This is a genomic window from Ramlibacter pinisoli, assembly GCF_009758015.1.
Classification (GTDB): domain Bacteria; phylum Pseudomonadota; class Gammaproteobacteria; order Burkholderiales; family Burkholderiaceae_C; genus Ramlibacter; species Ramlibacter pinisoli.
Window position 1 is genome coordinate 367,301 of sequence record NZ_WSEL01000003.1, and the last position, 23,050, is coordinate 390,350.

17 protein-coding genes and 4 tRNA genes are annotated in these 23,050 nt (G+C 68.9%); 7 read left to right on the forward strand and 14 right to left on the reverse strand.

All coding sequences use genetic code 11. The annotated features are described in order from the left end of the window. Positions 1–21 precede the first annotated feature (21 nt). Positions 22–1,401 carry a class II fumarate hydratase gene (gene fumC / locus GON04_RS02940; protein ID WP_157396497.1) on the reverse strand — a complete coding sequence of 460 codons (1,380 nt, stop codon included), beginning with the start codon at positions 1,399–1,401 and terminating at the stop codon, positions 22–24. A 121-nt stretch (positions 1,402–1,522) separates the two neighbouring features. On the opposite strand from fumC, the gene GON04_RS02945 reads away from it, so the two are divergent. Both GON04_RS02945 and GON04_RS02950 read left to right on the forward strand, forming a co-directional pair. Next, the gene (locus tag GON04_RS02945; protein WP_198349194.1) at positions 1,523–2,494 is read left to right on the forward strand and encodes a DUF2279 domain-containing protein; all 972 of its coding nucleotides are present in this window, start codon (positions 1,523–1,525) and stop codon (positions 2,492–2,494) included. Positions 2,495–2,599: 105 nt separating this feature from the next. Next, the gene (locus tag GON04_RS02950) at positions 2,600–4,153 is read left to right on the forward strand and encodes a fumarate hydratase (RefSeq protein ID WP_157396499.1); all 1,554 of its coding nucleotides are present in this window, start codon (positions 2,600–2,602) and stop codon (positions 4,151–4,153) included. Positions 4,154–4,162: 9 nt separating this feature from the next. Here GON04_RS02950 and GON04_RS02955 read toward each other — a convergent pair whose 3' ends face one another. Together GON04_RS02955 and GON04_RS02960 are read right to left on the reverse strand one after the other, a co-directional pair. Further along, positions 4,163–5,506 (reverse strand): MFS transporter, encoded by a 1,344-nt coding sequence (locus GON04_RS02955; protein WP_157396500.1) that lies wholly within the window; start codon positions 5,504–5,506, stop codon positions 4,163–4,165. Between the two features lie 41 nt (positions 5,507–5,547). Further along, a complete protein-coding gene (locus GON04_RS02960) occupies positions 5,548–6,180 on the reverse strand; it encodes a DUF6806 family protein (protein WP_157396501.1) in 633 nt (210 codons plus the stop codon). 381 nt (positions 6,181–6,561) lie between these two features. Here GON04_RS02960 and GON04_RS02965 point away from each other — a divergent pair, with 381 nt between their 5' ends. Together GON04_RS02965 and GON04_RS02970 are read left to right on the forward strand one after the other, a co-directional pair. Then, a complete protein-coding gene (locus GON04_RS02965; RefSeq protein ID WP_157396502.1) occupies positions 6,562–7,002 on the forward strand; it encodes a DUF2844 domain-containing protein in 441 nt (146 codons plus the stop codon). Positions 7,003–7,061: 59 nt separating this feature from the next. Further along, the gene (locus GON04_RS02970; RefSeq protein ID WP_157396503.1) at positions 7,062–8,291 is read left to right on the forward strand and encodes a DUF3443 family protein; all 1,230 of its coding nucleotides are present in this window, start codon (positions 7,062–7,064) and stop codon (positions 8,289–8,291) included. Between the two features lie 83 nt (positions 8,292–8,374). On the opposite strand, the gene GON04_RS02975 is transcribed toward GON04_RS02970, so the two are convergent. The 10 genes from GON04_RS02975 to GON04_RS03020 form a co-directional block, all read right to left on the reverse strand. Further along, a tRNA-Leu gene (locus GON04_RS02975) sits at positions 8,375–8,464 on the reverse strand. Positions 8,465–8,520: 56 nt separating this feature from the next. Continuing rightward, positions 8,521–8,594: transfer RNA gene (locus GON04_RS02980), tRNA-Cys, on the reverse strand. Between the two features lie 57 nt (positions 8,595–8,651). Beyond that, positions 8,652–8,727: transfer RNA gene (locus tag GON04_RS02985), tRNA-Gly, on the reverse strand. A gap of 56 nt (positions 8,728–8,783) precedes the next feature. Beyond that, positions 8,784–11,222 carry an endopeptidase La gene (lon, locus tag GON04_RS02990; protein ID WP_157396504.1) on the reverse strand — a complete coding sequence of 813 codons (2,439 nt, stop codon included), beginning with the start codon at positions 11,220–11,222 and terminating at the stop codon, positions 8,784–8,786. Between the two features lie 114 nt (positions 11,223–11,336). Then, the gene (gene clpX / locus GON04_RS02995; RefSeq protein WP_157396505.1) at positions 11,337–12,602 is read right to left on the reverse strand and encodes an ATP-dependent Clp protease ATP-binding subunit ClpX; all 1,266 of its coding nucleotides are present in this window, start codon (positions 12,600–12,602) and stop codon (positions 11,337–11,339) included. 131 nt (positions 12,603–12,733) lie between these two features. Continuing rightward, positions 12,734–13,342 carry an ATP-dependent Clp endopeptidase proteolytic subunit ClpP gene (gene clpP / locus GON04_RS03000; protein ID WP_157396506.1) on the reverse strand — a complete coding sequence of 203 codons (609 nt, stop codon included), beginning with the start codon at positions 13,340–13,342 and terminating at the stop codon, positions 12,734–12,736. Between the two features lie 129 nt (positions 13,343–13,471). Further along, positions 13,472–14,782 (reverse strand): trigger factor, encoded by a 1,311-nt coding sequence (gene tig, locus GON04_RS03005; RefSeq protein WP_157396507.1) that lies wholly within the window; start codon positions 14,780–14,782, stop codon positions 13,472–13,474. A 25-nt stretch (positions 14,783–14,807) separates the two neighbouring features. Then, positions 14,808–14,894: transfer RNA gene (locus tag GON04_RS03010), tRNA-Leu, on the reverse strand. A 67-nt stretch (positions 14,895–14,961) separates the two neighbouring features. Continuing rightward, positions 14,962–18,132 (reverse strand): efflux RND transporter permease subunit, encoded by a 3,171-nt coding sequence (locus tag GON04_RS03015; protein WP_157396508.1) that lies wholly within the window; start codon positions 18,130–18,132, stop codon positions 14,962–14,964. Positions 18,133–18,140: 8 nt separating this feature from the next. Continuing rightward, positions 18,141–19,301, reverse strand: a complete 1,161-nt coding sequence (locus GON04_RS03020; protein ID WP_157396509.1) for an efflux RND transporter periplasmic adaptor subunit — start codon at positions 19,299–19,301, stop codon at positions 18,141–18,143. 76 nt (positions 19,302–19,377) lie between these two features. Here GON04_RS03020 and hpnC point away from each other — a divergent pair, with 76 nt between their 5' ends. From hpnC to hpnE, 3 genes are read left to right on the forward strand one after another with little or no spacing between them, the layout of a single operon-like run. Further along, positions 19,378–20,223 (forward strand): squalene synthase HpnC, encoded by an 846-nt coding sequence (gene hpnC / locus GON04_RS03025; protein WP_338050880.1) that lies wholly within the window; start codon positions 19,378–19,380, stop codon positions 20,221–20,223. Between the two features lie 10 nt (positions 20,224–20,233). After that, positions 20,234–21,073 (forward strand): presqualene diphosphate synthase HpnD, encoded by an 840-nt coding sequence (hpnD, locus tag GON04_RS03030; protein ID WP_157396510.1) that lies wholly within the window; start codon positions 20,234–20,236, stop codon positions 21,071–21,073. Then, positions 21,070–22,365, forward strand: coding sequence for a hydroxysqualene dehydroxylase HpnE (hpnE, locus tag GON04_RS03035; protein WP_181653858.1), 1,296 nt, complete (start codon positions 21,070–21,072; stop codon positions 22,363–22,365). The genes hpnD and hpnE overlap by 4 nt, the downstream gene beginning before the upstream one ends. Here hpnE and GON04_RS03040 read toward each other — a convergent pair. After that, entirely contained in the window at positions 22,358–23,050 is a 693-nt protein-coding gene (locus tag GON04_RS03040) for an HAD family hydrolase (protein ID WP_157396511.1), read from the reverse strand. The genes hpnE and GON04_RS03040 overlap by 8 nt on opposite strands.

Sequence of the window (23,050 nt, forward strand, 5' to 3'; positions counted from 1 at the left end):
GGTCTCGAACTGCGGCGATGGTCAGACCATGTCCTGCGGCCGCACCCACTTGTCGAACTCTTCGGCCGTGACGTGACCGGTCGCGAGGGCGGCCGCGCGCAGCGTCGTGCCTTCCTTGTGCGCCTTCTTGGCGATCTGGGCGGCCTTGTCGTAGCCGATGTGGGTGTTCAGGGCTGTCACCAGCATCAGGGATCGGCCCACCAGGTCGGCGATGCGGTCGCGGTTGGGCTCGATGCCCACCGCGCAGTGGTCGTTGAAGCTGCGCATCCCGTCGGCCAGGAGGCGCGCGCTCTGCAGGAAGTTGTGGGCGATCATGGGCCGGAACACGTTCAGCTCGAAGTTGCCCGAGGCCCCGCCGATATTGATGGCCACGTCGTTGCCGAACACCTGGCAGCACAGCATGGTCACGGCTTCGCACTGGGTCGGATTCACCTTGCCCGGCATGATGGACGAGCCCGGCTCGTTCTCCGGAATGCTGATCTCGCCGATGCCGCTGCGCGGCCCGCTGGCCAGCCAGCGGATGTCGTTCGCGATCTTGAACAGGCTGGCCGCCAGGGTCTTGAGCGCGCCGTGCGCATGCACGAGCGCATCGGCCGCGGCCATGACCTCGAACTTGTTGGGCGCGGTCACGAACGGCAGGCCGGTGAGGCGCGCGAGTTCCTGCGCGACCTTCTCCGCATACCCCGGCGGCGCGTTCAACCCGGTGCCGACCGCCGTGCCGCCCAGCGCCAGTTCGCACAGGTGCGGCAGCGCGGCATGCAGGTGCCGGTCGGCCTGCTCGAGCTGCGCGACGTAACCCGAAAACTCCTGGCCGAGCGTCAGCGGCGTCGCATCCTGCAGGTGCGTGCGACCGATCTTCACGATGTCCTGGAAAGCCGCGCTCTTGGCCGCCAGCGTGGCCTTGAGTGCCATCAGCGACGGCATGAGCCGGTTGCGCAAGGCGTCGACGGCAGCCACGTGCATGGCCGTCGGGAACACGTCGTTGGACGACTGGCTCCGGTTGACGTCGTCATTCGGGTGGATCTGCCGCTCTTCGCCGCGCTGGCCTCCGAGCAACTCGCTTGCACGGTTGGCGAGCACCTCGTTGACGTTCATGTTGGTCTGCGTGCCCGACCCGGTCTGCCAGACCACGAGCGGGAACTCGTCCCAATGGTCGCCGGCGAGGACTTCGTCAGCGGCGGCGATGATGGCCGATGCCTTGCGGTCGTCCATGAGGCCGAGCAGGTGGTTGGCCACAGCGGACGAGCGTTTGACCTGGACCAGCGCCCGGATGATCTCGCGCGGCTGGCGCTCGCCCGAGATGTCGAAATTCAGCAGCGAGCGCTGCGTCTGCGCGCCCCAGAGGCGCTCGGCCGGCACCTCGATCGGGCCGAAGGTGTCTTTCTCGATGCGGGTAGACATGGTGGGCGGCACGTGTGACAAAAGGGGCAGCCACCGTACCAGACTCCCCTGCCCTTGTTGCTGCCGGGGTGACCGGCGCCGAAGCGGTGGCGAGCGCAACGGCCCGGGTCTAGAGTGGCACATGGCTGCCCTGTCCGTCCGGCCCAGCCGTCGCTCTCGGGCCGCATCGCGCGCCGCGTGGACGCTCCCGCTCGCCACGGCGCAGGCCGTCGCTGTCCCGGCCATCGACGAGCCAGAACCGGACTGGACGTTGCCCGTCACCACCCCGGGCAATCCAGCCCGGCCGGGCATCGCCGAGCTGGCGGACCGGCGCGCCAGGGACCCCGCCAGGCAGCTCGCCCTGCGCAACACCGCCATCGTGGCTGGCGGCACTGCCGTCGTCGGCGCGTACGGCCTTGCCCGATGGTGGCAGGACGGGTTCGACGGCCGGTTCAAGACCACCAACGAAGGCTGGTTCAGCCAGGACACGGACTACGGCGGAGCCGACAAGCTCGGCCACGCGTACATCAACTACGCCAACGTCCGCCTGCTCACGCCGCTGTTCCAGACCGCAGGAAACAGCCACCAGGCTTCGGTGCGACTTGCAGGCCTGACGACGGTGGGCATCTTCACGGCGGTGGAAGTGGTGGACGGCTATTCGCGCAAGTACCGGTTCAGCCCGCAGGACGCGCTCATGAACGTGGCCGGGGCGGCGTTCGGCGTGCTGATGGAGTCACGGCAGGACCTGGACGACAAGTTCGACTTCCGCTTCGCCTACCGGCCCTCGCCCGGCTCGGGCTTCGAGCCTTTCGGGGATTACTCGGGCCAGCGCTACCTGATGGTGGCCAAGGCCGACGGGTTCGACGCCCTGCGCCGCATCCCGGTCCTGCGCTATCTCGAGTTCAGCGTGGGCTACCAGGCACGCGGATTCGAGCCGGGCGGGGAGCGCCGGCGAGACATCTACTTGGGCGTGGGGCTGAACCTGTCACGCCTGCTCGCCGACTCCGCCTACGGCGGACAGATGCACTCGACACCGGTCCAGCGTGCCACCGATCGCATGTTCGACCTGCTGCAGTTCCCGACCGCCGTGTACGCCAACAAGCGCCTCGACTGAGGCGGCCTGTGCTGGCGGCGCGCCCTCCGGCAGGCCGTTTCCGCGCAGAGGGCCGCTCAACAGCAGGTGGGATAATTGCCCCTTGCTTCCTTCATTGCGCTGCCCATGACCACCACCATCCAGCAGGCCGACCTGATCGAATCCATCGCGGCCGCGCTGCAGTACATCAGCTACTACCACCCCGCCGACTACATCGCCCACCTGGCCCGTGCCTACGAGCGCGAGCAGAGCCCGGCGGCCAAGGATGCCATCGCGCAGATCCTGACCAACAGCAAGATGAGCGCCACCGGCCACCGGCCGATCTGCCAGGACACCGGCATCGTCAACGTGTTCCTGAAGGTCGGCATGGACGTGCGCTTCGCGGGGTTCACGGGCAGCCTGGAGGACGCCATCAACGAGGGCGTGCGCCGCGGCTACAACCACCCGGACAACACGCTGCGCGCCAGCGTGGTCGCGGACCCCCAGTTCGCGCGCAAGAACACCCAGGACAACACGCCTGCGGTCGTCTTCACGGAGCTGGTGCCCGGCGACAAGGTCGACATCACCGTGGCGGCCAAGGGCGGCGGCAGCGAGAACAAGAGCAAGATGGTCATGCTCAACCCGAGCGACTCCATCGTCGACTGGGTCCTCAAGACGGTGCCGACCATGGGCGCCGGCTGGTGCCCCCCAGGCATGCTGGGCATCGGCATCGGCGGCACCGCCGAGAAGGCCGTCCTGCTGGCCAAGGAAAGCCTGATGGACGACATCGACATGTACGAGCTGCAGGCCAAGGCGGCCAAGGGCGAGAAGCTGTCGCAGGTCGAGGAAATGCGGCTCGAGCTGTTCGAGAAGGTCAATGCCCTGGGCATCGGCGCGCAGGGCCTGGGCGGGCTCACGACCGTGCTGGACGTCAAGATCCGCATGTACCCCACGCACGCCGCGAGCAAGCCGGTGGCGATGATCCCGAACTGCGCGGCCACCCGCCACGCCCACTTCGTCATGGACGGCTCCGGGCCGGTGTACCTCCCCGCTCCCAGCCTGGACCTCTGGCCGAAGGTCGAATGGGCGCCCGACACCGAGAAGAGCAAGCGGGTGAACCTCGACACCCTGACGCGCGAGGAAGTTGCCAGCTGGAAGCCCGGCGACACGCTGCTGCTGAACGGCAAGATGCTCACCGGCCGCGATGCCGCGCACAAGCGCATCCAGGACATGCTGGCCAAGGGCGAGAAGCTGCCGGTGGACTTCACCAACCGGGTCATCTACTACGTCGGCCCGGTCGACCCGGTGAAGGACGAGGCGGTGGGCCCGGCCGGTCCCACCACCGCGACCCGCATGGACAAGTTCACCGACATGATGCTGGCCAGGACCGGCCTCATCGCCATGATCGGCAAGGCCGAGCGCGGCCCGACGGCCATCGAGGCGATCAAGCAGCACAAGTCGGCCTACCTGATGGCCGTGGGCGGTGCCGCCTATCTCGTGTCCAAGGCGATCAAGACGGCCAAGGTGGTCGGGTTCGCCGACCTCGGCATGGAAGCCATCTACGAGTTCGACGTGGTCGACATGCCGGTGACGGTGGCCGTCGATGCCGGCGGCACCAGCGCCCACATCACCGGCCCGGCCGAGTGGAGCAAGCGCATCGCCACCGGCGAATTCAAGAAGATCCCGGTCGCCGCGGCCTGAGGCACCGGCTCAGGCGGTCGCCAGCGGCGCCGTGCCGCGGGCGTCGTCCTGCGCATCGGCGTCGGATGCGGCGAGGCGGCCGCGCGCCACGTCGACCTTGAGCAGCACCACCAGCCCACCCAGGAACAGCAGCGCCGTCGACAGGATCGCGGCGCGCTGGTTGCCCCCGGTGGCCCAGGTGATGGCCCCGTACGACAGCGGGCCGATGATGCTGGCCAGCCGAATGGCGAACGTCCACAGGCCGAAGAACTCCGCCGCCTGGCGGCGCGGCGCGAACATGCCCGCCATCGCCCGCCCGGCCGACTGGCTGGAGCCCATGCACAGGCCGGCGATCCCGGCCGCCCACCAGAACTCGCCCTTGCTCGTGGACCAGGCTGCGATGATGCAGGTCGCCACCCAACCCACCAGCGTACTGCCCAGCGCCAGCTTGTGGCCGATGCGATCCTGCAGGTAGCCCCAGACGAAGGCGCCGGCGGCAGCGGCGAAGTTCAGCACCAACACCAGCACCATGGTCTCCTGCTGCTGGAACCCGATGACCTGTTCGGCGTAGATGGCCGCCAGTGCCACCGCGACGGCCACCCCGCCCTGGTACAGGACGGCACAGGCCATCAGCCACATGAAATCACGGTACCGGCGGGCCTGCCGGAAGGTGCGGCCGAGCTGCTGCAAGGACGCTGCCAGGCCTCCCTGGACCCGCGCCACGGGATCGGGCTGCGCGCGCTCGCGCAGCAGGCGGAAGGTGAAGAGCGAGGCGCCCCCGTACAGCACAGCGGTGAGCAGCATCGTCACGGGCACGAACTGCTCGGCCGTGATGCCGTGCTTCTGCGCCCAGAGCACGTAGGCCAGGCTCAGGCCGAGCGCCAGCATGCCCCCGAAGTAGCCGAAGCCCCAGCCCCAGCCACTCACCTTGCCCATCGCCTCCGGTCGGGCGAGCTCCGGCAGGAAGGCGGCCGTGAGCGACTCGCCGTAGCTGTAGAACGTGTTCGACAGGATGATCAGCAGCATCGCCAGTGCCACCCCACCGGGCGCAGCCAGGGACAGGGCCGCGGTGCAGGCGACACACCCCAGGGTGACCAGCGCCAGCAGGCGCTTCTTGGACGCCCGCAGGTCCGCCAGGGCGCCCAGGCTGGGCATCGTGACCATCACGATGCCGTAGGAGATGCTCAGGGCGACCGTCCACGCGAAGGTGGCCCAGGGCGCGTTGCCTGCGATGCCACCGACGAAGTAGGCCGCGAACACCGCAGTGATGACGACGGTGGTGTAGCCCGAGTTGGCGAAGTCGTACATCGCCCAGCCGAACACCTCGCGCTTGCGCACGCCGGGGTTCAATGCATCCTGGGGGAAGAGGGTCATGTGCGGCGGATTGTGGCACCCACCGCGACGGTCGGCGAGACCTAGTGCAGGTGCCGCGGCCGGCGGCCGCCGCCGTGGCTGCCCCCGCTGCCGCCGCTGCTGCCCCGCGGCGGCTTGCCGATCTCGAGCGAGCTGACCAGCGCATCAAAGCGCTGCGAGAACAGCTTGTCGATCTCGGCCACCACGCCGCCGAGTTCGGAGCCGTCGAAGTGGCGCTCCATCAGGTTCACGACGTCCTCCACCAGCAGGTCGCGCTGGACCTGCATGATGGCGGCAGGGGTGGGGCCGACGAACAGCATGATGAAGTCGTCGCGCGACTCCGCCTCGGGCGGCTCCTCCTCCTCGTCGAAGTCGGCGTCGTAGAAGGTGACCTCGATGGCCGCGCCCTGCTCCGCCAGCTCGTTCAGGCTCATGCACATCTCGTCGAGCGACTGGCGGAAATCCTCGTCGCCGTTGATGGTCCAGCACATGGTGAGCAGGTGCTCGTGGGCGTCGAACTTGATGCCCGGCTCTTCTTCGTAGGAGCTTTCGGCGCCGTCGGCCAGCGACTTCGCGCCGGCATAGGTCCACAGGGGCTTGAGCGCCTCCTGCAGCTGCGCGTAGCTCACGTCGGCACGCAGGGGCACGTCGCCATGGACGTGGATTTCGAAGGGCGCGCTGTCGTAATTCGCCATGGGTATCCGCCTATACGCTGGACCGCGCGCCCTGCCGCGGCCCTCATCCTTAGCTTTGCCGCCGTCACCACCGCGTGACCGCGCCCGACTACTGCCGGGCAGGTGCGGCGATCCTGCCGTTCAACTCCCGGCAAGCCACACCTGGCTCTCCGTAGGCATTGTCTCACGCAGGATGCGCCGGCCCGCCGGGCTGCTGAAGCAGCACTGCGAGCAGCACAGGCACCTGCCGCCGAAACGGCAGAGGCAGCCACCGAAGAGATCGTTACAGGACGCGACGGGCGTGTCTGCTTCGCGACCAAGAGACACACATCGTGTCGGTTGTCAGCGCGCATAAACGATGCCCGAGCTACCGCGCGTGATGGCTCGACGCAGGGAGATGTGATGTCCAAGAAGCATGTGTTCGCGGCGTGTGTGGCAGCGGCCGCGCACGCCGCGGCGGCCGGGGGACTCGGTGACGTTCGCCTGGACCTGCCCTCGGTGCAGGAAGCCACGCTCCAGAAGAAGACGCCCGCCGGTGCCGACTACGTGGAAACTCAATTGCGGCTCGAGACCGGCACGCGGCTGCGCGTGTTCCGCGCGGCCGACGGGGTGATCTTCGCCGCCAGCTGGGCCGGCCCGTTCCTTCCCGACCTGCGCGAGGTGCTCGGCACGCATTTCGCGGCCGTTGCAGCCCGGCAGGAGGCGCCCGGCCCACGCAACCGCATGGTGGTTCGACAGGACGACGTCGTCCTCGTCTCCGACGGCAGGCTGGGCGCGTTCCAGGGCCAGGCGTGGCTGCCTGGACAGTTGCCGGCTGGCTTCGACCTGCGCGTGCTGCCATGAAGGCGCTGCACGCATTGCGCCGACCGACTGTCGGCTGGGCCTTCCGCTGTTGGCTAGCCGTGCTCCTGGTCGCGGCGCTGACGGCCTGCGGCGGCGGAGGCGGCGGCGACGGCGGGACGCCGACGGTCGACGGCGGCACGAGCGCCGCGACGGCCTCGACCTTTCCGACGCTGCCGACGGTTGCCATCCCCGCGCCGGCGCCGAACGTGCTGCAAGTGGTCCTGGACCGCGGTCCGCAGGGAAGCGCCTTCAACACGCCCTTCGTGTCCGTGACGCTGTGCGTGCCGGGCACCGAGGTCTGCCAGACGCTGGATCACATCGTCCTCGACACGGCTTCCCATGGCCTGCGGGTCATTGCATCGGCGCTGCGGCCGGAACTGGCATTGCCAGCCGTGACGGTGGCAGCGACGGCAGGAGCCGCGCCCTTGCCCGCAGCGGAGTGCATGCCGTTCGCCAGCGGCTACGCCTGGGGCAGCCTGCGCAAGGCGGATCTCGCGATGGCAGGCGAGCGCGCCGCAGGGATGACCATCCAGGTGATCGGCGACCGCAGCGCGCCGTACGCGACGGTCCCCGCCGCATGCACCCGCAACGGCCGGAACCTTGCGGGCCTGCTGGACGCCAACGGCATCCTGGGGGTCGGCCCGCAGAAGCTCGATTGCGGTGCGGCGTGCGCGACCAGCGCATCGCCCTCGGTCTACTTCGCCTGCGGCACGGGCGGATGCACGTCCACGCGGATGACGCTGGAGGCGCAGGTCGCCAACCCGGTCCCCTCGCTCCCGGTGAACAACAACGGCCTCATGGTGGTCCTGCCCCAGGTCCCGATCGGCGGAACCGGCCCCACCGTGGGCGCCGTGGTGTTCGGCGTGGGCACGCAGGCCAACAACCAGATCGGCACTGCCACGGTGATCGGCCTGGACCCGCAGGGTTTCTTCACCACGCAGTACAAGGGGGTGGCCTATGCAGCATTCCTGGACACGGGATCGAACGGCATCTACTTCCCCGACGCGCAACTGGCGACGTGTGGGGGCCTGTATTGCCCGATCCTCCCGGCGCCGCGCAGTGCGACGATCACGTCGGCGCTCGGGGCCAGCGCCGCGATCGACTTCCTGGTCGATTCACCGTTCTGGCTGATCCCGGAGGCCGCAGCCGCCCACCTGGGGGGCTCCGACGGCGCGCCGCTGTCGTTGCTGTTCAACTGGGGCCTGCCCTTCTTCTTCGGGCGCGCGGTGCACCTGGCGATCCAGGATGCGACCACGCCGGCGGGACGAGGACCCTACTGGGCGTTCTGAACGAACCGGGAGATGGTGCTCTCGGAGGCCGTGCGCGGATGGCTGGGCGCTGGAGCGGCGGATGCCGTCATGTTGGCGGCGGGTGGTGCCTCGAACCGGAATCGAACCGGTACGCCTTGTTCAAGGGCGGCGGATTTTAAGTCCGCTGTGTCTACCAATTTCACCATCGAGGCCGCGGCCCAATGTAAGCCAAAAAAAAACAGCCCCGCGCGGGCGGGGCTGTGAAGTCTGGAGGCGCGGCCCGGAGTCGAACCGGGCTGGACGGATTTGCAATCCGGTGCATAACCGCTTTGCTACCGCGCCACTGATCCGGGTGCCACAAGAAAAAGGGAAGCCGGTGCTTCCCTTTGACGCGGTACCTGGAGCGGGAGAAGAGTCTCGAACTCTCGACCTCAACCTTGGCAAGGTTGCGCTCTACCAACTGAGCTACTCCCGCGTGAGACCGCAATTCTATAACAAAAAAACGCCTCCTCGAACGCTCGACGAGAAATCTCAGTGCTTCACCGACAACGGCCTCGCCGCGGGCTCGGGGCCGACGCGTGCCGGATCGATCGCGGGGGCCGCGGCCTGCGTCTCGTCGTCGGACAGCGGCGTGGGCTGGCGCTCCAGGGCGACCTCAAGCACCTTGTCGATCCACTTCACCGGCACGATCTCGAGCCCGCTCTTCACGTTCTCGGGAATGTCCTGCAGGTCCTTCGCGTTCTCCTCGGGAATGAGCACCGTCTTGATGCCGCCGCGCAGGGCCGCCAGCAGCTTCTCCTTCAGGCCACCGATGGCGGTGACCTCGCCGCGCAGGGTGATCTCGCCTGTCATCGCGACGTCGGCCCGCACCGGAATGCCGGTGAGCGCCGACACGATGGCGGTGGTCATGGCCGCACCCGCGCTCGGACCGTCCTTGGGGGTCGCGCCATCCGGCACGTGGATGTGCATGTCCTTCTTCTCGAACACTTCGTCCTTGATGCCCAGGCCGCGCGAACGGCTGCGTACCACCGTGCGGGCCGCCTCGACCGATTCCTTCATCACGTCGCCGAGCGAGCCGGTGCGCGTGATGTTGCCCTTGCCCGGCATGAGCGCGGCCTCGATGGTGAGCAGGTCGCCGCCCACCTCGGTCCACGCCAGGCCGACCACCTGGCCCACCTGGTTCTGCTGCTCGGCCCGCCCGTAGGTGTACTTGCGCACGCCGAGGAAATCATTGAGGTTGTCGGCATCGACCGTGACCCGCGGCTTGTACTTCTTCAGCAGCAGGCCCTTGACCACCTTGCGGCAGATCTTGCCCAGGTCGCGCTCGAGCGAGCGCACGCCGGCCTCGCGCGTGTAGTAGCGGATGATGTCGCGCACCGCGTCCTCGGTGACCAGCAGCTCGGTGTCCTTGACGCCGTTGTTCTCCATCTGCTTGGGCAGCAGGTACTTCAACGCGATGTTGGTCTTCTCGTCCTCGGTGTAGCCGGAGAGGCGGATCACCTCCATCCGGTCCAGCAGTGCCGGGGGGATGTTCATCGAGTTCGACGTCGCCACGAACATGACGTCGGACAGGTCGAAGTCGACCTCGACGTAGTGGTCGCCGAACTTGTGGTTCTGCTCCGGATCCAGCACCTCGAGCAGCGCGCTCGAGGGATCGCCGCGGAAGTCGGTGCCCAGCTTGTCGATCTCGTCCAGCAGGAACAGCGGGTTGCGCGTGCCGGCCTTGTTCAGGTTCGACAGCACCTTGCCCGGCAGCGCGCCGATGTAGGTGCGGCGGTGGCCGCGGATTTCCGCTTCGTCGCGCATGCCGCCCAGGGCCATGCGGACGTACTTGCGACCGGTGGCCTTGGCGATCGACTGGCCCAGCGACGTCTTGCCGACGCCAGGGGGGCCCACGAGGCACAGGATCGGCGCCTTGACCTTGTCGACGCGCTGCTGCACCGCGAGGTATTCGAGGATGCGGTCCTTGACCTTGTCGAGGCCGTAGTGGTCCTCGTTCAGCACCGTCTCGGCGTGCCCCAGGTCGTGCTTGATCTTGGTCTTCTTGGCCCAGGGCAGGCCCACCAGCACGTCGATGTAGTTGCGCACCACGGTCGCCTCGGCCGACATCGGCGACATCAGCTTGAGCTTCTTGAGCTCGCCCTCGGCCTTCTTCAAGGCGTCCTTGGGCATCTTGGCGGCCTTGATCTTCTTCTCGATCTCCTCGATGTCGGCGCCCTCCTCGCCCTCACCGAGTTCCTTCTGGATGGCCTTGACCTGCTCGTTCAGGTAGAAGTCGCGCTGGTTCTTCTCCATCTGGCGCTTCACGCGCGAGCGGATCTTCTTGTCGACGTTCAGGATGTCGACCTCGCGCTCGATCTGCTCGAACAGGTTTTCCAGCCGGCCCTTGATGTCGGCCAGATCCAGGACGACCTGCTTGTTGTCGAGCTTGAGCGGCAGGTGGGCGGCGATGGTGTCGGCCAGGCGGCCGGGGTCATCGATGCTGGAGATCGAGGTGAGGATCTCGGGCGGGATTTTCTTGTTCAGCTTGACGTACTGGTCGAACTGCTGCATCACCGCGCGGCGCAGCGCCTCGATCTCGCTCGACTTGCTCTCCTGCTCGGAGGCGTCGACGGGGCTGACGTTGGCGACGAAGTGCTGCTCGCCTTCCTCGATGCGGTTGACGCGGGCACGCTGCTGGCCCTCGACCAGCACCTTCACGGTGCCGTCGGGCAGCTTGAGCATCTGCAGGATGGTGGAGACGCAGCCGACCTCGAACATGTCGCTGACCGAGGGCTCGTCCTTGGCGGCCGCCTTCTGGGCCACCAGCATGATGCGGCGCTCGGCCTCCATGGCCGCTTCCAGGGCCTTGATGCTCTTGGGGCGGCCCACGAACAGCGGGATGACCATGTGGGGGAACACCACCACGTCCCGCAGCGGCAGCAGCGGGAGGTCAATCGGGGTGGCGGGAAGCGGGACGTGTCCGGACATGGGACTCCTTTGTGTGACCAGCCGCAGATGGACTGGAAAAGCGCATTTTCAACCCGCCGGTGCCTGCCGGGGGCGCCATGAGCACCCGAAACCGCGTGGCCTTCAGGTCCTTGGTCAGGCTTTCTTGGCCGCTTCGCGGTAGACGAGCAGGGGCGGCTTGCTCTCCTCGATGGTGGACTCGTCCACCACGACCTTGTCGACGTTCGAGGTATTGGGCAGCTCGAACATGGTGTCGATCAGCGACTGCTCCAGGATGGACCGCAGGCCGCGGGCGCCGGTCTTGCGCGCCAAGGCCTTCCTGGCGATCGCACGCAGGGCGTTGGGCCGGATCTCCAGGTCGACGCCTTCCATGGAGAGCAGCTTGGCGTACTGCTTGACCAGCGCGTTCTTCGGCTCCGTCAGGATCTGGACCAGGGCCTCCTCGGACAGTTCGGCCAGGGTGGCGACCACGGGCATGCGGCCGACCAGTTCGGGAATGAGGCCGAACTTGATCAGGTCCTCCGGCTCGACGTCGCGGAAGACGTCGGTGAGGCTGCGTTCCTTCTTGCTCTTGACCGCTGCGCCGAAGCCGATGCCCGAGCCCTCGGTGCGCTGCTCGATGACCTTCTCGAGGCCGGCGAACGCGCCGCCGCAGATGAACAGGATGTTGGTCGTGTCGATCTGCAGGAAGTCCTGGTTCGGGTGCTTGCGGCCGCCCTGCGGCGGCACGCTGGCCATGGTGCCCTCGATCAGCTTCAGCAGGGCCTGCTGCACGCCCTCGCCCGACACGTCGCGCGTGATGCTGGGGTTGTCGCTCTTGCGCGAGATCTTGTCGATCTCGTCGATGTAGACGATGCCGCGCTGGGCCCGCTCCACCTCGTAGTTGCAGCTCTGGAGCAGCTTCTGGATGATGTTCTCGACGTCCTCGCCGACGTAGCCCGCCTCGGTGAGCGTGGTGGCGTCGGCCATCACGAACGGGACGTCGAGCATGCGCGCCAGCGTCTGGGCCAGCAAGGTCTTGCCGGAACCGGTGGGGCCGATCAGGAGGATGTTGCTCTTGGTGAGCTCGACGTCGTCCTTCTTGGCCTTGTCCTTGTGGCGCAGGCGCTTGTAGTGGTTGTAGACCGCCACCGAGAGCGAGCGCTTGGCGGCTTCCTGGCCGATGACGTAGTTGTCCAGGTTGGACTTGATCTCGGCGGGGGTGGGCAGGTCGCCTCGCGCCTCCCGCTGCTCGTCACCCGCGGGCAGTTCGTCGCGGATGATCTCGTTGCACAGGTCGATGCACTCGTCGCAGATGAACACCGACGGACCCGCGATGAGCTTCTTGACCTCGTGCTGGCTCTTCCCGCAAAACGAGCAATAGAGCGTTTTCTCGCTGGATGAGCCTTTCTTGTCGGCCATTGGTGCGGTGTCCTCGCGACTGGATTTTCAATGATAACCAAACAGGAAACCGCGCCCTTTGTCGGAAGGGACGCCGTTGCTTGGCTGCAACCGGCCCCCGGGGCGGGCCGGTCGGTGGAGGACGCGGATCGTCAGGGGCGCTTGGCAATCACCTGGTCGACAAGCCCGTACTCCTTGGCCTCGTCGGCCGCGAGGAAATAGTCACGCTCGGTGTCGCGCTCGATGCGCTCCAGGGGCTGGCCGGTCTTCTCCGCCAGGATCCTGTTCAACGTGGCGCGGGTCTTGAGAATCTCGTTGGCGTGGATCTCGATGTCGCTCGCCTGGCCCTGCATGCCGCCCAGCGGCTGGTGGATCATGATCTTCGAGTGCGGCAGCGAGAACCGCTTGCCCTTGGCGCCGGCGGCCAGCAGGAAGGCGCCCATGCTGGCGGCCATGCCGGTGCACAGCGTGGAGACGTCCGGCTTGACGAAGTTCATGGTGTCGTAGATCGCCATGCCGGCGCTGACGCTGCCGCCCGGGGAGTTGATGTAGAACGAGATGTCCTTGTCGGGGTTCTCGCTCTCCAGGAACAGCAGCTGCGCCACTACCAGGTTGGCCGTCTGGTCGTTGACCGGACCGACCAGGAACACCACCCGCTCCCGGAGCAGGCGGCTGTAGATGTCGTAGGACCGCTCGCCGCGGCCCGACTGCTCGATGACCATCGGGATCATGCCGAGGGCCTGGGTCTCAAGTGCGCTCATGGGGGATTCTGGCTTTCGGAGTGTCGGCTGGTACTGTAGCCAAAATTGACATGGGGCCCGGGTGCAGGACTGCAAGTCCCGCACACGAGCCCCATGCGCCGCCTGCCCGGGCGGGCAGGCCGGGCAGCGTCACTGCTGGCCCATCAGCTCGTCGAACGAGACCTGCTTGTCCTTGACCTGGGCCTTGGCCAGCACGAAATCGGTGACGTTGTTCTCGATCACCACTGCCTCGACCTCGGCCAGGCGGCGGTTGTCGCTGTAGTACCAGCGCACGACATCGGCCGGCTTCTCGTAGCTGGCGGACAGCTCTTCCACGTGGGCGCGGATCTGCTCCGGCTTGGCCTGCAGGTCGTGGGCGCGGACGAGCTCGGCAACCACCAGGCCCAGGCGCACGCGGCGCTCGGCCTGCGGGCGGAACACGTCATCGGGGATCGGGGCCTTGTCGGCGTCCTTGATGCCGCGCTGCTTGAGGTCGGCGCGGGCGCCTTCGATCATGCGGTCGACTTCGGCCTGGACGCTGCTCTTGGGCAGGTCGAGCTCGGCCTTGGCCACCAGGGCGTCCATCACGGCCTGCTTGTTGCGGGACAGCAGCCGGAACTTGACTTCGCGCTCGAGGTTCTTCTTGATGTCGGCGCGCAGGGCCTCGACGGTGCCGTTCTCGATGCCGAGCGACTTGGCCAGTTCCTCGTTCACCTCGGGCAGCTTGGCCGCCTCGATCTTCTTGACCGTCACCAGGAAGTCGGCGGTCTTGCCCGCCACGTCCTTGCCGTGGTAGTCGGCCGGGAAGGCCAGCGGGAAGGTCTTGCTCTCGCCGGCCTTCATGCCGCGCACGGCCTCCTCGAACTCCTTGAGCATCTGGCCTTCGCCGACCAGGAACTGGAAGTCCTCGGCCTTGCCGCCCTGGAACGGCTCGCCGTCGATCTTGCCCTCGAAGTCCACCGTCACGCGGTCGCCGTCCTGGGCGGCGGCATCCTGCGCGCGCTGCGCGAAGGTGCGGCGCTGCTTGCGCAGGATGTCCAGCGTCTTGTCGATGGCGGCATCGCTCACCTCGGCCGCCAGCTTCTCCACCTCGGCGCCGGCCAGGTCGGCGATCTTGACTTCGGGATAGACCTCGAACACCGCGTCGAATTCCAGCTGCCCCTCGGGCGACTGCTCCTTCTCGGTGATCTTGGGCTGGCCGGCCACGCGCAGCTTGGCCTCGTTGGCGGCCTGGGCGAATGCCTCGCCGACCTTGGCGTTCATCACCTCGAAGTGCACCGAATAGCCGTACCGCTGGGCCACGACGTTCATCGGCACCTTGCCCGGCCGGAAGCCGTCCATCTTCACGGTGCGCGCGAGGCGCTTGAGGCGGGAATCGACCTCGGACTGGATCGCGGTGACGGGCAGCGTCAGGGTGATTTTGCGTTCGAGCTTGTCGAGGGTTTCAACGGTCACGGCCATGGTGGTTCTCTCTTCGTGGGTCGGGTGGTGCGCGGGGTCGGACTCGAACCGACACGCCCGTGAAGGCGTCAGGACCTAAACCTGGTGCGTCTACCAATTTCGCCACCCGCGCGGTCCAAAAGCAGGGCGGGCGGCACGCAGCCGCCCGTCCGAATCCGGTCAACCCGGGATTTTAATGCTTACGCGGGCAGGGTCCGCGCCACCGGAAGAACGGCAGCCGGCACTTCGTCGCGCCGCACCCGGAACCAGGCCGCGTACATGGCCGGCAAGGCCAGCAGTGTCAGCACCGTGGCGACGACCAGCCCGCCCATGATCGCGACCGCCATCGGGCCCCAGAACACCGAGCGCGAGAGCGGGATCATCGCCAGCACGGCGGCAGCCGCGGTCAGCACGATGGGCCGCAGGCGCCGCACCGCCGACTCCACGATCGCGTCCCAGGCCGGCACGCCGCGCGCACGGTCCTGCTCGATCTGGTCGATCAGGATGACCGAATTGCGCTGGATCATCCCCATCAGGGCGATCACGCCCAACAGGGCCACGAAGCCGAACGGACGGTTCAGGAGCAGCAGCGCCCCGGCCACGCCGGCGATCCCCAGCGGGCCGGTGATGAAGACCAGCAGGGCCCGGCTGAAGCTGTGCAGCTGCAGCATGAGCAGCGTGAACGTGATGAACAGCATGATGGGCACGCCCGCCGAAATGGAGGAGGTTCCCTTGGAGCTCTCCTCGACGGCACCGGCGACCTCGATCCGGTAGCCCAGGGGCCAGCCGGCCTCCAGCTTCTTCAGGCCCGGCAGCAGCTCGTTCGTGACGGTGGCGCCCTGCAGGCCCTCGACGATGTCGCCCTGCACCGTGATCGCGTAGTCGCGGTTCTCGCGCCACATCACGCCCGGCTCCCAGGTGAACACCGGCTTGGCGATCTGGGTCAGCGGGATCGACTTGCCCGAGGCGGTGGGCAGGTAGGCGTTGCCCAGGTCGGTGATCGCGTTGCGTTCGTCCAGCGGCTGGCGCAGCACGATGTCGATCAGCTTGTCGCCCTCGCGGTACTGGCCGACCGGCGTGCCGGCCAGGATGGTGCGCGACGCCTGGGCGATCGACTGGCTGGTGACGCCCAGGGCCCGGGCCTTGGTCTGGTCGACTTCCAGCCGCAGCACCTTGACCGACTCGTTCCAGTTGTCGTTGACGCCACGGGTGTTGGGGCTCTTGCGCATTGCGGCCTTGACCTCGTCGGCCCGCGCCCGCAGCACGGCGGGGTCCGGCCCCACCACGCGGAACTGCACCGGGTACGCCACGGGCGGGCCGTTCGGCAGCAGCTTGACGCGGCCCCGCACCTCGGGGAACTCGCTTGCCAGCAACGCCGGCAGCTGCACCCGCAGCGCCTCGCGCACCCGCAGGTCGCGCGGCTGGATGATGAACTGCGACACGTTGGTCTGCGGGAACACCTGGTCCAGGGGCAGGTAGAAGCGGGGCACGCCCGAGCCCACCCAGGTGCTGACGGCCGTCACGCCCGGCTCCAGGAGGAGGCGCTGCTCGACCCGGCGCGACACGGCCTCGTTGGCCGCGAACGAGGTGCCTTCCGGGAACCAGATGTCGACCAGGATCTCCGGCCGGCTCGAGTCCGGGAAGAACTGCTGCTGCACCTTGCCCATGCCCGCGAGGCCCAGCGCGAACACCAGGATGGTGGCGCTGATGGTCAGCCAGCGGTGCTCCACGCACCAGTTCACGGTCCGGCGGAAGCGCCGGTAGAACGGGGTGTCGAAATGCTCCTCGTGCTCGCCGGTCACGGGCCGGGCCTTCAGGAACAGGGTGCCCAAGTAGGGCACGAAGTAGACCGAGCACACCCAGCTGATGACGAGCGCGATGACCGTCACCGCGAAGATGGCGTAGGTGTACTCGCCCACCGTCGACTTCGCCATCCCGATGGGCAGGAAGCCGGCCGCGGTGATCAGGGTGCCGGTCAGCATCGGCATCGCCGTCACCTCGTAGGCGAAGGTGGCGGCCCGCACCTTGTCGTAGCCCTCCTCCATCTTGCGCACCATCATCTCGACCGCGATGATGGCGTCGTCCACCAGCAGGCCGAGCGCGATGATCAGCGACCCGAGCGAGATCTTGTGCAGGCCGATGCCCCAGTAGCCCATCGCCAGGAAGGTGACGGCCAGCACCAGCGGGATGGTGATGCCCACCACCAGCCCGGGCCGCACGTCCACCACGTAGCGCTTCCACAGCGGCAGGCCGGCCGCATCGGGACGCTTGTGGAACCCGAGCGCGATGAAGCTCACGGCCAGCACGATGACCACGGCCTCGATCAGCGTGTGCACGAATTCGTTGACCGACGAGGACACCGCCCGCGGCTGGTCCTGCAACTGCACCAGCCGCACGCCGGCCGGCAGGCCGTCCTCGATGCGGTCGAAGGCGGTCTTGAGCGACTGGCCCAGGGCGATGATGTCGCCACCCTTGGCCATCGAGACGCCCAGTGCCACCACTTCCTTGCCGCCGTGGCGCACCTTGACCAGCGGCGGATCGACGTAGCCGCGCCGGATCTCGGCGATGTCACCCAGGCGCAGCTGGCTGCCCGACGCACCGCGGATCGGCATCGCGGCCAGCTGGTCGACAGCCTGGAACTGCCCGCCGACGCGGACCTGGACGACGTCCAGCGGGGTCTGCACCGCGCCGGCCGATTCCACGGCGTTCTGCTGCCCCAGCTGCGCGAGCACCTGGTTCATGTCCAGCCCGAGCTGGGCCAGCCGCTTCTGCGAGATCTCGACGTACAGCTTCTCGTCCTGCACACCGAACAGCTCGACCTTCGCGACGTCCCGCACCCGCAGCAGCTGCTGGCGGACGTCGTCGGCGAAGACCTTCAACTCGGCGTAACTGAAGCCGCCGTCGGCCTCCAGGGCGTAGATGACCCCGTAGACATCGCCGAATTCGTCGTTGAAGAACGGCCCCTGGATGCCGGGCGGCAAGGTGCCGCGCATGTCGCCGATCTTCTTGCGCACCGTGTACCAGACGTTGGCCACGTCGCCCGGCCGGGACGAGTCCTTGATCTGGAAGATGATCTGCGACTCGCCGGGCTTGGAATAGCTGCGGATCTTGTCGGCATACGGCACCTCCTGCAGCGTCCGCTCCAGCTTGTCGGTCACCTGCTCGGCGACCTGCTGCGCGGTGGCGCCGGGCCAGTTGGTGCGCACCACCATGGCCCGGAACGTGAACGGCGGGTCCTCGTCCTGCCCGAGCTGGAAGTAGGCCGCCAGGCCCAGCAGCATCAGCACCACCATCAGGTAGCGCGTGAGGGCCGCGTGCTCGAGCGCCCAGCGCGAAAGATTGAAGCCGGGCTTGGGGTCCTGGTCGCTCATGGATCCGCTCACTTGTTGACGACCGGCTGCACGGCGGCGGGCGGCACCTGCGCTGCGGCGCCGAGGACGGCGGCCGACGCCTTGTCCTCATAGATGCGCACCTTCTGTCCGGGCGACAGCACGTGCACGCCGGCCGAGACGACCATCATCCCGGGCTGCAGCCCGCCGGCGATGACGGCCTCGTTGCCGTCGGCGGTGGTCACCTGCACCGGCTGCGAGCGCACCGTCATGGTCGGCTGGTCCAGCACCCAGACGGCGGTGGCGGCTCCCTCCTGGCGCAAGGCGCTGGTCGGCAGCTTGATCACCGCCGACCCCGCCAGGCCCAGCCCTTCGGGCACCACGGTCGCCGTGGCGCCCAGCGGCGGCTGCTCGGCCCCGTCCAGGCCCACCTTGACGGCGTAGGTGCGGGTCACCGGGTCGGCGCTGGCCGCCACCTCGCGCACCCTGCCCTTGAAGTCGCCGCCGCTGGCCCAGGCCCGCACCGCCACCGCGGAACCGGGGCGGATGGCCGCGACCTTGTCTTCCGGCACCGAGAACACCACGTCGCGCGGACCGTCCTGCGCGATGCGGACCACGGCCGAGCCGGCGGCCACCACCTGGCCCGGCTCCGCCTCGATCGCCGTGACCACGCCCGCCACGTCGGCCACCAGGTCGGTGTAGCGGGCCTGGTTGGACTGGGCGGCAAGCTGCGCCTGCGCCTGCTCCAGCTGAGCCTGGGCGGCCTTGAGGGTGGTGTCCCGGCGTTCCAGTTCGGCGCCGCTGATGAAGTTCTGGTCACGCAGGACGGCGTAGCGCTTGTAGTCGGCCGCGGCCAGGTCGCGGTTGGTGAGCGCCGCCGCCACCTGGGCCCGCGAGGCGTCGGCTGCCAGGCGGTAGTCCTGGGGATCGAGCTGGGCCAGCAGCTGGCCCGGCTTGACGCGCTGTCCCACCTCGGCCTGCCGCCGGACGATCTTGCCGGCCACCCGGAACCCCAGGCGCGACTCGATCCGGGGCCGGACCTCGCCCGCGTATTCGTGGCTGGACTGGAAGGTGCCGCTGCCGACGGTCAGGACCTTCACCGAGCGCACCGGCTCGGGGGCCGGCTCGGGCCGGGAACACCCCGCCAGCACGGCGGCAACCAGCCAGGGAAGCAGCAGGCCCGCGAGGCGGGCCGGGGTCGGGGTGGTCATGGGGAATCTCGCTAATGACTGACTGGTTAGTAATCTACGCGCTGGGTCCGGCGGCGTCAAGCGAGAATCGCGGGCTGTGACCCATCCGGACCGGGCGCTGCGCGTCGACCACTACGAGAATTTTCCCGTCGCCTCCTGGCTGTGCCCGCCCCGGCTGCGGCCGCCGATCGCGGCCATCTACTGGTTCGCCCGCACGGCGGATGACATCGCCGACGAGGGCGAGGCGCCGGCCGCGCAACGGCTGGGCGACCTGGCGGCCTACCGCGCCGCCTTGCTGGCCGCTGCCGCCGGCCAGCCGTCCGAGGCCTGGTCGCCGGTGTTCCGGCCGCTGGCGCGCGCCATCGCCGACCACCGCCTGCCGCTGGGCCCCCTGCAGGACCTGCTCAGCGCCTTCGAGCAGGACGTGGCCAAGACCCGCGACGGCGCCGGCTATGCCGACCGCGCCGAGCTGGTGGACTATTGCCGCCGCTCGGCCGACCCCGTGGGGCGCCTGCTGCTGCACCTGTACGGCGTCGGCGACGCCAGCTCGCTCGCGCGCAGCGACCGGGTCTGCACCGCCTTGCAGTTGATCAACTTCTGGCAGGACATCGGCCAGGACCTGGCCCGCGGCCGCCGCTACCTCCCGGCCGCCGATTGCGCGGCGCACGGCATCGACCCGGACCGGCCGCACGACGCGCCGCGCGAGGCGCGCGTGGCGCTGGTGCGCGCCCTGTGCGCGTGGGCGCGCGAGGTCATGCTCGAGGGCGCGCCGCTGGTGCACCGCATCCCCGGGCGGGCCGGCTGGGAGCTGCGCCTGGTCGTGCAGGGCGGGCTCCGCATCCTGGCCCGCATCGAGGCGCTCGGCTTCGACACCTTCCACGCCCGGCCCAAGCTCGGTGCCGCCGACGCCCTGCCCGTTCTGTGGCGCGCGGTGCGGATGTGACAATCGCCGCATGACCCCGGAGCAATACGTCCAGGAGAAGGCGGCAGCGTCGGGCAGCAGCTTCTACTACGCCTTCCTCTTCCTGCCGCGGCCCCGCCGCGAAGCCATCACCGCGTTCTACGCCTTCTGCCGCGAGGTCGACGACGTCGTCGACGAAGTGACCGACCCCGGCGTGGCGCAGACCAAGCTCGCCTGGTGGCAGACCGAGGTGGCGCGTTCCTTCGCCGGCCAGCCGCAGCATCCGGCGATGCGGGCGCTGATGCCCGCCGCCGCGGCATTCGGCATCGAGGAGCGCCAGCTGCAGGCCGTCATCGAGGGCTGCCAGATGGACCTGGTGCAGACCCGCTACCTGGACTTCCAGGCGCTGGAGCGCTACTGCCACCTGGTGGCCGGCGTGGTCGGCGAGGTCGCCGCGCGCATCTTCGGCCAGTCCCGGCCCGAGACGACGCAGTACGCCCACAAGCTCGGGCTGGCCTTCCAGCTGACGAACATCATCCGCGACGTCGGCGAGGATGCGCTGCGCGGCCGCATCTACCTGCCGGTCAGCGAACTGCAGCAGTTCGACGTCAAGGCGCACGAGATCACCAAGCGCCAGTACTCCGACCGCTTCGTCGAGCTGATGCGGTTCCAGGCCGCGCGCGCCCATCGCCTCTACGACGAGGCGCTGGCGCTGCTGCCGACCGAGGACCGGCGCAGCCAGAAGCCCGGCCTGATGATGGCCAGCATCTACCGCACCCTGCTGCGCGAGATCGAGGGCGACGGTTTCCAGGTGCTGCACCAGCGCGTGAGCCTGACGCCGTTGCGCAAGTTCTGGCTGGCCTGGAAGGTCCAGGCGCTGGGCCGGCTGTGACGCAGGGCGCCTCGCGCGTCGCCGTCATCGGCGCCGGCTGGGCGGGCCTGGCCGCCGCCGTCGCGGCGTCCCGCGCCGGCCATGCCGTCACGGTGTTCGAGACCACCCGCCAGCCGGGCGGCCGCGCCCGCCGGCTCGACCTGGTGCTGCCGGACGGCGAGGCCGTGGCGCTGGACAACGGCCAGCACATCCTGATCGGCGCCTATGTCCAGACGCTGGCGCTGATGCGCGAGGTCGGCGTCGATCCTGCACGCGTCCTGCGGCGGCTGCCCCTCACGCTGCGCTTCCCGGACGGCGACGGGGTGGCCCTGCCCGACTGGCCGGTCCCGCTCGATGCGGCCTGGGGCATCGCCCGCGCGCGCGGCTGGAGCCTGGCCGACAAGGCGTCGCTGTTGCGGCATGCGGTGGGCTGGCAGATGCAGGGCTTCACCTGCGACGAGTCCCTGACCGTCGCGGCGCTGTGCCGGAAGCTGCGTCCCGCCGTGCTGCGCGACCTGATCGATCCCCTGTGCGTGTCGGCGCTCAACACGCCGTCCGGGCGCGCCAGCGGCCGGGTGTTCCTGCGCGTGCTGCGCGATGCGCTGTTCGCACCCGCCCAGGGGGGCTGGGGAGCGTCCAACCTGCTGCTGCCCGCCGCCGACCTGGGCGCCCTGTTCCCCCAGGCGGCCGTCGGCTGGCTGCAGGCGCGCGGCGCCCAGGTGCGGTTCGGGGCACGCGTCCAGACGCTTCACCCGGAGGGCGACGGCTGGCAGGTGGACGGCCAGGCCTTCGACGCCGTCCTGCTGGCGGCACCACCCTGGGAGGCCGAACGCCTTGTGGCCGGCGCCGGCGTCGAGGCCCGCGACTGGCTGGCAGCAGCCGGCGGCCTGGCGCACGAGGCGATCGCGACCGTCTACACCATGGGCGGGCCGCGGCTGCCCTTGCCGCTGCTCGCCTTGCGTCCCGGTCCGCAGGCGCCGGCGCAGTTCGCGTTCGACCGCGGCCACCTGGGCGGGCCGCCCGGCCTGCTGGCCTGGGTGGTGAGTGCGAGCACGGGCGACGCCGCCACGCTGGAGGGCCAGGTGGTCGCGCAGGCGCGCGCGCTGGGATGGCGCGTCGACCCGATCCGCACCGTGGTGGAAAAGCGCGCCACCTTCGCCTGCACGCCGGGCCTGCGCCGGCCGGGCGTCCGGGTCGCCCCCGGCCTGTTCGCCTGCGGCGACTATGTCGAGGGCCCCTACCCCGCCACCCTGGAAGGCGCCGTGCGCTCGGCCCTGCAGGCTGTCGACCTGCTCGGCCGACCGGTCAGCTGAACAGCTCGCAGATTTCCGCCAGGCTGGCCACCGTCAGGTGCGGTTGCTGTTCGTGCGGCCACAGGTTGTCGCTGCGATTGACCCAGACGGTCTGCATGCCGGCGTTCAGCCCGCCGATGACGTCCAGCGTCGCATCGTCGCCGACATGGAGCACGGCCTCGGGTGGCACGTCCACGGCGCCGGCGGCGGCATGGAAGATGCGCGGATCCGGCTTGCCCACGCCGAAGTCGCGCGCCGACACGGCGGCCTTGAAGTAGGTTGCGATCCCGACGCGCGCCAGGTCGGCGTTGCCGTTGGACAGGCTCACCAGGGGAAAGCGCTGCGACAGGAAGCGCAGTGCCGGCTCCACGTCCTCGAACAGCTCCACCTGCTGGCGGGCCGCGAAGAAGACATCGAAGGCGGTCTCGGCCAGCAGCGGGTCCTCGCCCGCGCGGTACAGCGCCAGCCGGATCGACTCGCGCCGCACCGAGCTCAGGTCGTGCTTCAGGTCGGGCCGCTGCTCGGCGACATGGTTGCGGATCTCGCGTAGCGCCGCCGGATTGGAGAACAGCGCCGCCGCCATCGGGGCGTGCTCCACCAGCCACTCGTGCAGCACCTTCTCGGCGCGCTCGATCGTGGGCCAGATCGGCCACAGGGTGTCGTCCAGGTCCAGGCTGATGGCCCGGACCCTCGAAGATTCCAGCAT

What these genes read in the sequence shown, in the direction of transcription:
- fumC (WP_157396497.1), bottom strand. Translation starts at nt 1,401, where the DNA reads ATGTCTACCCGCATCGAGAAAGACACCTTCGGCCCGATCGAGGTGCCG.
- GON04_RS02945 (WP_198349194.1), top strand. Translation starts at nt 1,523, where the DNA reads ATGGCTGCCCTGTCCGTCCGGCCCAGCCGTCGCTCTCGGGCCGCATCG.
- GON04_RS02950 (WP_157396499.1), top strand. Translation starts at nt 2,600, where the DNA reads ATGACCACCACCATCCAGCAGGCCGACCTGATCGAATCCATCGCGGCC.
- GON04_RS02955 (WP_157396500.1), bottom strand. Translation starts at nt 5,506, where the DNA reads ATGACCCTCTTCCCCCAGGATGCATTGAACCCCGGCGTGCGCAAGCGC.
- GON04_RS02960 (WP_157396501.1), bottom strand. Translation starts at nt 6,180, where the DNA reads ATGGCGAATTACGACAGCGCGCCCTTCGAAATCCACGTCCATGGCGAC.
- GON04_RS02965 (WP_157396502.1), top strand. Translation starts at nt 6,562, where the DNA reads ATGTCCAAGAAGCATGTGTTCGCGGCGTGTGTGGCAGCGGCCGCGCAC.
- lon (WP_157396504.1), bottom strand. Translation starts at nt 11,222, where the DNA reads ATGTCCGGACACGTCCCGCTTCCCGCCACCCCGATTGACCTCCCGCTG.
- clpX (WP_157396505.1), bottom strand. Translation starts at nt 12,602, where the DNA reads ATGGCCGACAAGAAAGGCTCATCCAGCGAGAAAACGCTCTATTGCTCG.
- clpP (WP_157396506.1), bottom strand. Translation starts at nt 13,342, where the DNA reads ATGAGCGCACTTGAGACCCAGGCCCTCGGCATGATCCCGATGGTCATC.
- tig (WP_157396507.1), bottom strand. Translation starts at nt 14,782, where the DNA reads ATGGCCGTGACCGTTGAAACCCTCGACAAGCTCGAACGCAAAATCACC.
- GON04_RS03015 (WP_157396508.1), bottom strand. Translation starts at nt 18,132, where the DNA reads ATGAGCGACCAGGACCCCAAGCCCGGCTTCAATCTTTCGCGCTGGGCG.
- GON04_RS03020 (WP_157396509.1), bottom strand. Translation starts at nt 19,301, where the DNA reads ATGACCACCCCGACCCCGGCCCGCCTCGCGGGCCTGCTGCTTCCCTGG.
- hpnD (WP_157396510.1), top strand. Translation starts at nt 20,234, where the DNA reads ATGACCCCGGAGCAATACGTCCAGGAGAAGGCGGCAGCGTCGGGCAGC.
- GON04_RS03040 (WP_157396511.1), bottom strand. Translation starts at nt 23,050, where the DNA reads ATGCTGGAATCTTCGAGGGTCCGGGCCATCAGCCTGGACCTGGACGAC.